Raw genomic sequence first — 12,043 nt, forward strand, 5'->3', positions numbered from 1 at the left:
CCGAAACTATCGGCGCCCTCGGACAATCGGCGCCATGCGGCCCCGTCCGGCGTCAGCCCACCCCGCCGAAGCCCGGCGGCGTGGGCAGATCGGGCAGCGAAACGTCCGGAATGAGGAGCGCGCCGCCCGCCAGCAGGGCCACCAGGGCGGTGGCCGCGAACAGGCCCACCCAGACGAGCCCGGGGACGCCGGTGAGGTGGTGGAGCTGGTCGGCGTCGGAGCTCGGCGCCATGTGCCGGGCCCGCATCCGCTGCAGCTCGATCACCGGGCGGGTGCCGGCCGTCAGCAGGAACCAGGCGGCCAGGTAGGCGAACCCGGCCTGCACCGTGGCGCTGCCCAGCCACGAGACCGCGAAGACCACCGCGCCCGTGACGATCACCGTCAGCGCGCCGTAGGCGTTGCGGATCATGATGAGCATCCCGGCGAGCAGGGCCAGCGAGAACCACAGCATCAGCGTGATGCGGCCGTCCGCGAGCAGCAGCGCGAACAGCAGCCCGAGCAGCGGCGGCGTCACGTACCCCGCCATCGCCGTGAAGATCATTCCGATGCCGTGCGGCTTGCCGCGCGACACGGTCACGCCCGAGGTGTCGGAGTGCAGCTTGATGCCGTCCAGCTTGCGGCCGAAGATCAGCGCGACCAGCGCGTGCCCGCCCTCGTGGGCGATCGTCACGGTGTTGCGCGCCACCCGCCAGGTCGGGCCGTGGGCCACGCAGGCGAGCGCCACGAGACCGACGAGGGCCACCAGCCACCACGGCGGATCCGGCTGCGTTCCCGTCACCCGGTGCCACAGGTCGGCGATGCTCACATTTTCCACGTCCACCTCGGAGTCGTCGTCGCGATGCCCAACATTAGGACGTCCCGGATAACGTTCGCGTTCGGTTCTCCTGCCGACGGACCGGGCATGTCGCCTCCTGGCCTCCATGTGATCGATGTCATGGCGAATCACCCGTAACCCGCCGGACGGGCATGGCGCTACCAGGCCGATCTGCGCAAACCTGTTCCGGAGCGCCCCCTATTGCCGTTATGGTGCCTTCGCGCCCCGGGTCAGCGGCTCCCGCTCCCGGCGCGCCGAGAGGGTGAGCGGGGATTGAACGGGGACCGATCCTCCGCGCGGACCACCGGCCCGCGCGGTCTTTTCCGATTCTTCCGGCGTGACAGGCTGACGGGCCAGATCGCCGCCGGGCTGGTCGGCGTGCTCGCCGTGGGCGCGCTCGTCTACGGCGTGGGCACCGCCAGCGCCCGGTACAGGCTCTCCGACGTGGGGGCCTGGCTGAGCGCGAGCGGGAAGGGCCTGGTCGTGCACGCCAACGGGCTCGCCGGCAAGGTCGACGGCAAGGCCCCGGTGGTGCCGCAGATGCGCGGCCACCGCATCACGGTCGTGCAGGACGGCACGACGGTGCTGCTGGTCGACGAGAACACCGGCGTCGTCAGCCGGATCGACCCCTCCCAGCTCAAGATCACCAAGAGCCGGCAGGCCGGCGGGCCGGGCATGCAGGTGCTCTCCGGCGCCGGCGCCGCCTACACGGTCGACCTCGTCAAGGGCGCCGTCCAGCAGATCGACCCGGTGTCCCTGGCTCCGCTCGGGAGCCCCGCGACCCTCACCGCGCCGCTCGGGCAGGCGGGCATCGACGCCGACGGCGCGCTGTGGGTGCCCGTCCCGCAGACGGGCCACGTGGTCCCCTTCAAGGCCGGCCGCCAGGGCGAGCCCGTGGCGGCCGGGAAGGCCGGCGACCGCCTCGCGCTGACGATGGCCGCCGGGCGGCCCGTGATCACCGACAGCACGTCCGCGACGGCGCTGGTCGTCCGGCCCGAGGGCACGCAGCGGATCAACCTGCCCGCGCCCGTCGCGCGGGCCGCGAACGGCGTCAAGGTCCCGGCGGTCGCCGACGGGCAGATCGTCCCGATGCTCGGCGCGGGCGGCTCCCTCTACCTGCTGGACATCGGCGTCGGACGGGTCGACTCGGTGGCCCTGCGCGTGCCGGAGCACGCCTTCGAACCCCCGAACGTCCTCGGGCAGCGCGTCTACCTGCCCGACCGGACGTCCGGCCGGCTGCTGGTCTTCAACACCGAGCGCAACGCCTGGGAGCGGCCCGTCACGGCCACGCGTCCCGGCGGCGCGATCGAGATGCTCGTCCGCGACCACATGCTGTGGGTGAACGACCCCGACGGCCCCATCGCCCTCGCCTTCGGTCCGGACGGCGGCGTCAAGCGCGTCAAGAAGTACGAGGACAAGGTCCCCGGCAGCGCGCGGCGCCCGCTGCCCGTCCAGGCCGGCCCGGGAGGCGGCCAGGGCAACCGCAACGGCGGCGGCGGGGGCACCGGCGGCTCCAACACCGTCACGCCGCCGCCGGGCAGGCCCGCCAAGCCGCCGGTGAAGAAGGACCCCACCGCGCCCGACCCGCCGACGCCGGCCGCGTCAGGCGACAACGGCTCGATCAAGGTGCGGTTCACGGCGGCCGCGCAGCCGCAGGGCGTCTACCCGGTGACCCGGTTCGTCCTGCTCGGCCGGGACGGCAGGCCCGTCGCCGGTGCGAGCCCCGCCCAGTTCCCCGGCAGCGGCCAGGGCGGGACGTTCTCCGTCGGCGGCCTGACCTGCGACACGACCACCCACATCTACAAGGTGGCCGCCGAGTACAAGGGGAAGAACGGCAAGCCCGCCTACAGCGAGTCCGGCGAGGTCGGCGCCACCGCCTGCACCGCCCCCGGCCCGCCGACCGGCCTCACCGCCACCCCCGTCAACCACGGCGCGGACCTCAGATGGTCCCCCTCGTCCGGCTTCGACGTCACCTATGACATCACCTGGAACGGCGGATCGGCCTCGACCAAGGCGACCTCACACCAGGTCAGGAACCTTGCCAACGCGAGGACGCACGAGCTGAACGTGACCGCCCGCAACGGCGCGGGGTCGTCCACGGCGGTGTCCACGTCAGCGGATCTCAACCCGGACGCGCACGCCCGGCCCTACCCCGGCCACAACAACGACAGCACCAGCACGTATCTGCACACCGGTCCGGGTACGAGCACGCCGCGCAACGGGCAGTTCCCCAAGGGCTTCACGGACCAGGTGACGGTGTACTGCCAGCAGAGAGGCGACACGGTCAAGGACGAGAACGACCCCAGCCTGGTCAGCAACGTCTGGGACAAGATCGAGTACGACGGCCAGACGCGGTGGGTCAGCGACCTCTACGTGAACACCCCCGGCTCGAACTCGGGGACGTTCTCCTCCTCACTCTGGGAGTGCACCTGATGACCGAGAACCCCGGGATGAACGCGGCGGTGGACGCGGACGCGCTGGCCGGGCGGTTCGCGCAGATGTTCGCGGCGCTGGCGGGCAACATCGAGCGGGTCGTGCGCGGCAAGCGGGAGAAGGTCGAGCTGGCGCTGACCTGCCTGCTGGCCGAGGGGCACCTGCTGGTCGAGGACGTCCCGGGCGTCGGCAAGACGACCCTGGCGCGGGCGGTGTCGGCGTCGGTGGAGGCCAAGTGGGCCCGCATCCAGTTCACGCCGGACCTGCTGCCCAGCGACATCACCGGCGTGTCGATCTTCAACCAGGGGACGAGCGCGTTCGAGTTCCACCCCGGGCCGATCTTCGCGAACCTGGCCGTCGCGGACGAGATCAACCGCGGCTCACCCAAGACGCAGTCGGCGCTGCTGGAGGTCATGGAGGAGCGCCGGGTCACCGTCGAGGGCGTCTCGCATCCGGTCCCGCGCCCGTTCATGGTGCTCGCCACGCAGAACCCCGTCGACATGGACGGCACCTACCCGCTGCCGGAGGCGCAGCTCGACCGGTTCCTGATGCGGATCTCGATGGGCTATCCCGACCACCAGGCCGAGGTGGCGCTGCTCGCCGGGGCCCCGACCGGGGCGATGCTCGACCAGATGCCGCCGGTGTTGAGCCGCGAGGACCTCACCCGCATGATCGACTTCGCGCAGCGGCTGCACGTCGCGCCGCCGCTGCACGACTACCTCGTGCGCGTCGTCGCGGCCACCCGTCAGCACCCGGACCTGCGGCTCGGCGCGAGCCCGCGGGCCAGCATCGCGCTGCTGCGCGCCGCGCGGGTGCGCGCGGCGGCGGCCGGCCGCTCCTACATCGTTCCCGAGGACGTGAAGGCGCTCGCGGTCCCGGTCATCGCGCACCGCCTGATCGTCACGCCGGAGGCCGAGCTGCGCGGCCGCTCGGGCGCCGACGTGGTCGCCGAGGCGCTGGGCAACGTGCCGACGCCGCAGGCCGCCGGGGTGTGACGTGCTGACGCCGCTCGGGTGGGGGACGGCGGCCGGCTCGGTCCTGCTGTACGCGGCGGGCTGGTGGCTCGGCTACCCCGAGCCCGCCGTGCTGGCCGTCGCGGGCCTCGTCGCGGTGGGGGCGGCGGCGCTGTGGACGCTGCCGCGCCCGAAGCTGGAGGTCGGCCGGGAGATCGCGCCGGCGAGGGTCGAGCGCGGCGAGCCCGCCGTCGGGGTCCTGCACGTGACGAACAGGGGGCGCGGCGTCCGCGGGCTCACCGCCGAGGACGCGGCGGGCCCCACCCCGGTCGCGGTCGACATCCCGCGGCTGCGCCCGGGCGGCGGGCGCACCGTGACCTACCGGCTGCCGACGTCCCGGCGCGGCGAGATCCCGGTGGGGCCGCTGCGGCTGGTGCGCGCCGACCCCCTCCGGCTGGCGCGCCGGGTGCGGGAGTACGGGACGCCGCGGGTCCTGCTCGTCCGGCCGAGGACGGTGCGGCTGGGGCTGCTGCCGTCCGGCCGCGCCCACCACCTGGAGGGCCCGACCAGCGACAGGTCCCCGGCCGGGACGGCGACGTTCCACGCGCTGCGCGAGTACGTGATCGGGGACGAGCTGCGCCACATCCACTGGAAGTCGTCGGCCCGCACCGGGACGCTGATGGTCCGGCAGCTCGTGGACGCCAGCCTGCCGACGACGACGGTCGTGCTGGAGGCGCGCCCCGGCTCGTGGCCGGAGCCCGACGACTTCGAGCTGGCCGTGGACGCGGCGGCGTCGGTCGCGGCCGGGGCGGCGTCGGCGAGCTTCCCCGTCCGGATCCTCACCGGCGAGGGCCAGGTGGCCGACACGCGGGGCGGGCCGGACGACGTGGAGGTGCTCCTCGACCGGCTCACCTCCGTCCAGACGCTGGAGGGGACGCGCTCGGCCGTGGACGCGATGCGCCGCGTGCGCGCGGGCGGGTCCCTCGTCGTCATCACCCCGGACGCCGCCGAGCTCGGGCGCGTCGCGGCCGTCCGCAGCCGGTTCGACCGCATCGTCGTGCTGCGGGTCCGCCCGAACGGGCCCGCGGCGGCGCCGCCCGGCGTCCAGCTCGTCGACTTCGCCGACCTGGAGGAGCTGGCGGAGGCGTGGCGGCGGCTGGGGAGCGCCCGGTGACCCGGTACGCCTCGATCGCCGTGACGGCCTGCCTGGTCGCCGTCGCCGGGCTGGCGTTCCAGCGGGTCTTCGGGCTCGGGCCGGTCGTCCCCGTCGCGGCCGTCGCGGCGGTGGTGCCGACGCTGCTGTGCGGGCTGCTGTCGGGTCCGCGCAAGGACAAGGGCCCGTGGCCGCTGTGGATCTCGCTGGTGCTGACCGTCGTCGCCTGGGCGGGGACGGTCTCGGTCACCGTCCTGCGCCCCGCCCTCGGGGACGGGACGCTTCCGCAGACGCTGCGCGAGGGCGTGCTCGGCGCGTGGAAGTCGATCCTGACCACGCTGCTGCCCGCCCCCGCGAAGCCGGAGTACCTCGTCCTGGTCCACGTGGTGGTGTGGCTGGCGGCGTTCGCGGCGGCGGAGCTGGCACTGCGCACCTCGCTGCGCGCCCTGCCGTGCGTGCCGGCGCTCGGCGTGTGGGCGGTCGCGCTGCTGCTCGGAGTGGACGGCCCCGGCTCCAACCTGCCGCTCGCCGCCGCGACCGTCGTGCTCACCGCCGTGCTGGTTCTCGTCCGCGCGGACGGGCCGGGCCGGGGCGTCGCGTGGCGGCCCCTCCTGATCGGCGTCCCCGCCGCGGCCGTCCTCGGGGCGCTGGCGTTCGCCGCCGGCCTCGTCGTCCCCGTCAGCGCGGACCCCTACGACCCGCGCGAGCAGGTGCAGGCGCCGCCGCCGCAGCAGCGCGACGGCGTCAGCCCGCTGGACCGCGTCGGCGGCTGGCTGCTCAGCCCCGACCAGGTGATGTTCACGGTCCGGTCGGAGCGGAACGAGATCGAGCGGCTCGCCGTCCTGGACCGGTTCGACGGTGTCACCTGGTCGTCCACGGCCCGGTTCGTCCCGACCGGAAGCCGCGTGCCGCAGGGGCCCGACCCCGACCGCGAGCACGAGGTCGCGCAGCACATCACCATCCGCGACCTGCCGGGCGTGTGGGTGCCCGCCGCCGACCGGCCGCGGGAGGTCACCGGGCTCCCCGTCGTCGTCGACCCCGGCAGCGGCGCGCTGGCCGCCGCGCAGCCGCTGCGCCCCGGCCAGAGCTACCGCGTCGGCTCCGTCGTCCCCGAGTGGACGGCCGACGACCTCGCGGGGGCGGCGGTCGCCGGCGACGCCGAGGCCCGGGCGGCGCGGGAGCTGCCGTGGGGGCCCGGCGCGAAGGAGCCGCCCGTCCAGATCGCCGAGTTCCGCAGGTTCGCCCAGGCCGCGACGCAGGGCGCCGTGTCGCCCATCCAGAAGGCCGCGATGCTCGCCGAGTACCTCAAGCGCTACGCCCGGTACGACGTCACCGCCCCGCCGGGGCACGGCTACCGGCAGCTCGACTACTTCCTCGGCGAGGGCAGGCGCGGCACGCCCGAGCACTTCGCGACCGCCTACGCCCTGCTCGCCCGGACGATCGGCCTGCCGTCCCGCGTCATCGTGGGCTTCGACGGCGGCGACCGCGCGGGCGACACCGTCCAGGTCCGGTCCGGGGACGTGATGGTGTGGCCGGAGATCAAGTTCGACCGGCTCGGCTGGATCCGGTTCAACCCGCTCCCCGAAAGCGCGCGCCGGTCCAAGAAGAACGACTCCGTCGCGGCGGGGGAGACCGAGCAGAAGCTGGAGCAGGCCCAGAAGAACGCGGCCTCGCAGCAGCGCGGCCAGGGGCCGGGCGACACGACGCAGAAGGGCCCGCAGAAGCCGGCCGCCGCCGGCGGCGACCGGCCCACGCCGTGGTGGGTGCTCGCCTCGATCGCGGGAGGCGCGCTCGTCATCGCCTACCTGGGCGCCGTCCTCCTCGCCCCCGCCCTGCGAAGACGGCGCCGGAGGGCGGGACCGCCCGCCGCCCGCATCACCGGAGCATGGCACCAGGCGCTCGACCACCTCGCCGACGTCGGCCTGTCCACGGCCCGGACGCTGACCGCGCACGAGGTCGCCCGTTTCGGCGCGTCGGCCGTCGGCGAGGACGCCCACGGCCAACTCGGGCCGCTCGCCGACCTCGTCAACCGGAGCCGCTTCGCGGCGTCCCACCCGGACCCCGGAGCCGCCGACCGGGCGTGGCGGCACACCGACGAGCTCGGCCGCCTCGTCACCGCCAGGGCCGGGCGGCTGCGCCGGCTCCGGCGCCGCCTGCACCCGCGGTCGCTGCGGGACCGCCGGGCCGTCAGGACGCGGGGACGCTGACCGCGATCTCGCCGCCGAGCACCGCGCCCGTCTCCAGCTCCAGATCGTCCCCGCTCCAGAACCGGCCCGGGTCGAACCAGTTCGGGCGGCGCCCCTTCGGCAGCAGCCCCATCGACTGGTACGTCACCGCGACGATCTCGGCGCAGAACGCCGTCTCCAGGTTCGCGTCCCGCTCGGCCGGCCGCCGGATCGGCACCCGCCCGCGCAGCCACCGTGTCGCCAGCTTCGACGTCGAGGGGAACGGCGTGCCGTCCAGCCGCGCCACCGCGCGCAGTGCCGCGTCCTCCATCGCCCCGGTCGGCGGCGGTTCGAGCTGCCGCAGCCACGCCCGCTGCCCGTAGCGGTTCCCCCACGCCAGGACCGCGTCCCGCAGGTCGTGCAGCTGCGCGCCGCGGTGGTGCCCGCCGGTCCACATGTCCCGCAGGGAGCGGCCGAGCTCGGCGTGCCACATCAGCGGCGGCAGATCGTCGATCACCACCGCCATGCCGACGTGGTTGACGGGGCTGTTGGTCGTCATCTGGATGGCGCGGTCGGCGACCGTCCGGCCGCGGAACAGCCACACGTCCCCGGTTCGGGTCAGCTCGACGGCCTCGTCAAGGGAGATACTTGTGCCCGGCATAGCTCGCTAACAGTATCGTCGGCAAGGCTCCGGCCGTCAGGCTAAGAGTGAAGCCGATTCTCCCGCTTAGCGGGAACAGCCGATTCGCCGTCGGGCGAACCAGTGTATTCCGGCCCAGACCGGGCGATTCTGCTGCTCGATGAGTTGGCGGAGGGCGGTCAGCGGTGCCCCGCCACGGACCCGGCGAACTCCCGCCGCGAACTTGGTCACAAAACCAAGTGTTCGCGAAAGCAGTGCCTGTCAGTGCGGATGCCTTCACACTCAGCCATACACCGACGATAGGTTGTGGTCGTGCAGCTGCGTTACAAGGGCGTGGGACTGCACCTGCGGAGCGACCCATGACCGGGATCTCAACGCCGCCCTCAACATCCTGGCCGCCGGGCAGGCGGACAGGCTAAACGACCGTGGAGGGCAGGTAAGACCGAGCCTCGTCCCGGCGCCGCGCAGTGAAGCGGTAACCCACCCGGACGCCGCGCGGTCCACGCGCAGCGTGGAGGGAATCTGCGTCCTTCAGGGCGGAGAGGATGTCAAGGTAGCCGTATGCGCACGAGCCGGAAACCCGTTGATCTTTTGAAGGCATCTAATCTCTGGAAGGCGCTGGGGGTCGCCGGGTTCCTCGGCGTCGCCGCGACCGGGGCCGTGATCGTGCGGGCCGAGCGCCGCCGCCGCTCCTACACCCCCGACGAGATCCGCCGGCGCCTCCACGAGCGGCTGGACGGGTCGCCCGGGGAGGGGGCATGAGGGTGCGCGCCGTCCGGCCGCCCGCCCCGGACGACCTGGACCGCGCCTGGCGGGCCGTGTCCGCCGAGCTCGCCCCGACGCCCCTCGTCCCGTCTGGCCTGGCGCCGGGTGCGCTGCTGAAGCTGGAGACGTTCCAGCCGATCGGCGCGTTCAAGGTGCGGGGCGCGCTCGCGGCCGTCGCCGCGCTCCCCGAGGGGGAGCCTGTGGTCACGGCGAGCGCGGGCAACCACGGCCTCGGCATGGGGTACGCCGCCGCGAAGGCGGGTGCGGACGTCACCGTCGTGGTCTCGACCCGGGCGTCGCAGGTCAAGGTCGACAGGATCCGCGCGTTCCCGGTGCGCCTCGTCCAGCACGGGACGACCTACGACGAGGCCGAGGCGCATGCGATGACGCTTCCCGGCCACTACGTCTCGCCCTACAACGACCCGGCGGTCATCGCGGGGCAGGGCACCCTCGGGCGCGAACTCGACCGGCAGGCGGACGGCCCCCTCACGGTGGTCGCGCCGGTCGGCGGCGGCGGGCTCGTCGCCGGCCTGTGCCTGTGGGCGCGCGAGCGCGGCGACGTGCGGGTCGTGGGCGTGGAGTCGGCGGTGTCGCGCGGCGTGTCGGCGTCGGTGGCGGCCGGACGGGTCACCCGGGTCGAGGTCGGCGACACGTTCGCCGACGGCCTGCCCGGCAACCTCGAACCCGGTTGCGTCACCCCCGAGGTGATCGGGCGCACCGCCGAGCTGACATCGGTCACCGACGACCAGATCCGGACGGCGCTGCGCCTGCTGTTCCACGAGCACGGCCTCGTCGCCGAGGGCGCGGGCGCCGCGGCGGTCGCCGCCGTCCTGGCCGGGAAGGTCGAGGCGGCCGGGCGCCTGGTGGTCGTCGTGTCCGGGCGCAACATCACCGTTCCGGCGTACGCCGCCGCGATCGGCGGGGGCTGAGCGCCGCCGATTTCCGGGAACTCCGGCGCCGCGGGACGCGAGCGGCTACGGTGTCCCCTGCGAAACGGGTGGGGGATTTCAGGACATGGCCGGCCTGGGCGTTTTCTTTCGGCGTGATCGGCTGACGGGGCAGATGGCCGTCGGGCTCACCGGCGTGCTCGTCATCGCCGCCGTCGTCTACGGGGTGGGCGTCGCGAGCGCCAAGTACCGGATCGCCGACGTCGGCGCCTGGCTCACCGCGCGGAACAAGGGCCTCGTCGTGCACGTCAACGGGCCCGCGGCCAAGGTGGACGGCAAGACCGGCGTGCCCCCGCAGATGCGCGGCCACGACATCAAGGTCGTCCAGGACGGCGCCACCGTGCTGATCGTCGACCAGGACACCGGCGTCGTCAGCCGCCTCGACCCCTCCCAGCTGGACGTCGGCGCGAGCCGCCCGCTCGGCCGCGGCCTCCAGGTCCTCGCGGGCGGCGGGAAGGCCTACACGGTCGACTCCGTCAAGGGCGTCCTCCAGCAGATCGACCCGGTCGGCCTGACGCCGGTCGGCGCGCCCGCCACTCTTCCGCCCGTCCTCGGGCAGGCGGGCATCGACGCGCGGGGCGCCCTGTGGGTGCCCGTGGCGCGGGACGGGCAGGTGGCGGCGTTCAAGGACGGCCGCTCGCAGCCGCCGGTCCGCGTCGGCGGGCCCGGGGACGACCTCGCGCTCACCATGGCCGCGGGCGACCCGGTCGTCGTGAACTCCACGAACGCCACCGCCACGGTCGTCAAGCCGTCCGGGACGCGGCTGACGGTCGCGCTGCCCGCGACCGTCCGGCAGGCGGGCCGCGGCGGCGTGCTCGCCCCGCCCGCCACGGAGGGCAAGACCGTCCCGCTGCTGGTGCCCGGCGCCGGGTCGCTGGTGACCGTCGACACCGACACCGGGCGGTACTCCAGCACGCGGCTCGCGATGCCGAAGCACCGGTACCGGCCGCCGCAGATGCTCGGGCCCAAGGTCTACATCCCCGACGAGACGGCCGGTGCGCTGCTGGTGTACGACGCGGCGGGCAACCGGTTCGAGGCGCCGGTCCCGGTCAGCGGGCGGCCCGCCAGGCTGGACGTCTTCGTCCGCGACGGCCTGCTGTGGGCGAACGACCCGTCCGGCCCGCGCGCCGTCGTGATCGACGGGCAGGGCGGCCGCAGGGGCATCGACAAGTACCGGGACAGGGTCGCGGGCGGCCCCGTGCGCCGCACCATCCCGCAGCCCGGCGGAGGCGGCGCCCCGCCGCCGCGGACCGCCCCGCAGGATCCCCGCCGCCCGCGTCCCGGCGAACCGCCCGGCGCCCCGCTGAACGTGTCGGTCACGCCCGGGGCGGGCACGATGCGGATCGACTTCCAGCCCTCGGACGGCGAAAGGATCCTCGGGTACGCGCTGAAGGACGTCCCGTCCGGCCTCGCGGCGAGCCCGGCCGCGATCGCGCCGGGCGCCGGCCCCTTCTCGTTCACGGTCACCGGAGGGGACTGCGCCCGCGAGTACCGCTTCCGCGTCGCCGTCCGCTACCGGGACGGCCGCGGACGGACCCGCGAGCAGGTGTCGGCGCCCAGCGATCCCGCCCGCCCGTGCGTGACGCCCGGCGCGCCGACCGGCCTCCAGGCGCAGGCCACCGCGTCCGGGACGAAGGTCTCCTGGACGGCCCCGCCCGGCGCGTCCGCCTACCGGATCGGGTGGGACGGCCCGGTCAAGGGGACCCGGACGGTGCCCGCCGCGACGGGTTCGGCCATGACCGCGACGCTCGGGGACGTGTGGACGAACGGGCCCTACACCTTCACCGTCGCCGCCGTGAACGGCGCGGGCACGGGGGCGGTCGCGACGCTCGGCGCCAGGCTCACCGGGCCCGCGGCCAAGTACCCGGTGGAACGCAACGGGAACTCCAACGCCTACATCCGGGCCACCGCCGACGCGAACAACGGCACGACCGTCGCCACCATGAACGACAACAACGGCGAACTCGTCGTCGTGCACTGCCAGAAGAAGGGCGTCTACTACAAGCACAAGAACGACCCCAGCCTCGCCGGCGACACGTACGCCAACATCACCTGGAGCGGCAAGACCGGCTACCTCATCGGTTACCTGGTCAACACGCCGGGCGACTGGAAGAGCTTCGCGGGGCCGGCGGTCTGGACGTGCGAGCCCTGACCCGCGGCCCCTCCGCGAGCG

General features: G+C 74.4%; 9 protein-coding genes. 7 read left to right on the forward strand and 2 right to left on the reverse strand.

Translation table 11 applies throughout. The annotated features are described in order from the left end of the window. Nucleotides 1-52: 52 nt before the first annotated feature. Entirely contained in the window at nt 53-814 is a 762-nt protein-coding gene (locus CHC11_RS33080) for a M50 family metallopeptidase (protein ID WP_089315859.1), read from the reverse strand. 273 nt (nt 815-1,087) lie between these two features. Between CHC11_RS33080 and CHC11_RS33085 the strand changes: the two genes are divergently transcribed. Genes CHC11_RS33085 through CHC11_RS33100 form a run of 4 tightly spaced genes read left to right on the forward strand, consistent with a single transcriptional unit; the run spans nt 1,088 to nt 7,560 of the window. Continuing rightward, the gene (locus CHC11_RS33085) at nt 1,088-3,247 is read left to right on the forward strand and encodes a hypothetical protein (RefSeq protein WP_089315807.1); all 2,160 of its coding nucleotides are present in this window, start codon (nt 1,088-1,090) and stop codon (nt 3,245-3,247) included. Next, nucleotides 3,247-4,242 carry an AAA family ATPase gene (locus CHC11_RS33090; RefSeq protein ID WP_089315860.1) on the forward strand — a complete coding sequence of 332 codons (996 nt, stop codon included), beginning with the start codon at nt 3,247-3,249 and terminating at the stop codon, nt 4,240-4,242. The genes CHC11_RS33085 and CHC11_RS33090 overlap by 1 nt, the downstream gene beginning before the upstream one ends. A gap of 1 nt (nt 4,243) precedes the next feature. Then, nucleotides 4,244-5,374 carry a DUF58 domain-containing protein gene (locus CHC11_RS33095; protein WP_089315808.1) on the forward strand — a complete coding sequence of 377 codons (1,131 nt, stop codon included), beginning with the start codon at nt 4,244-4,246 and terminating at the stop codon, nt 5,372-5,374. Next, on the forward strand, nt 5,371-7,560 hold the full coding sequence (locus tag CHC11_RS33100) for a transglutaminase TgpA family protein (RefSeq protein WP_143227412.1): 2,190 nt from the start codon (nt 5,371-5,373) through the stop codon (nt 7,558-7,560). Before CHC11_RS33095 ends, CHC11_RS33100 begins: the two co-directional genes overlap by 4 nt. On the opposite strand, the gene CHC11_RS33105 is transcribed toward CHC11_RS33100, so the two are convergent. Then, nucleotides 7,541-8,179, reverse strand: a complete 639-nt coding sequence (locus CHC11_RS33105; protein WP_089315810.1) for a hypothetical protein — start codon at nt 8,177-8,179, stop codon at nt 7,541-7,543. The two genes, CHC11_RS33100 and CHC11_RS33105, sit on opposite strands and share 20 nt — an antisense overlap. Before the next feature lie 570 nt (nt 8,180-8,749). Here CHC11_RS33105 and CHC11_RS33115 point away from each other — a divergent pair. The 3 genes from CHC11_RS33115 to CHC11_RS33125 all read left to right on the forward strand — a co-directional run bounded on the left by CHC11_RS33115 (nt 8,750) and on the right by CHC11_RS33125 (nt 12,022). Next, entirely contained in the window at nt 8,750-8,920 is a 171-nt protein-coding gene (locus CHC11_RS33115; protein ID WP_245920081.1) for a hypothetical protein, read from the forward strand. Next, nucleotides 8,917-9,852 carry a threonine ammonia-lyase gene (locus CHC11_RS33120; RefSeq protein WP_089315812.1) on the forward strand — a complete coding sequence of 312 codons (936 nt, stop codon included), beginning with the start codon at nt 8,917-8,919 and terminating at the stop codon, nt 9,850-9,852. Before CHC11_RS33115 ends, CHC11_RS33120 begins: the two co-directional genes overlap by 4 nt. A gap of 133 nt (nt 9,853-9,985) precedes the next feature. Then, nucleotides 9,986-12,022 (forward strand): fibronectin type III domain-containing protein, encoded by a 2,037-nt coding sequence (locus CHC11_RS33125; RefSeq protein WP_089315813.1) that lies wholly within the window; start codon nt 9,986-9,988, stop codon nt 12,020-12,022. Nucleotides 12,023-12,043 lie beyond the last annotated feature (21 nt).

It is taken from the genome of Actinomadura mexicana (assembly GCF_900188105.1).
In the GTDB taxonomy this organism is placed as follows: domain Bacteria; phylum Actinomycetota; class Actinomycetes; order Streptosporangiales; family Streptosporangiaceae; genus Spirillospora; species Spirillospora mexicana.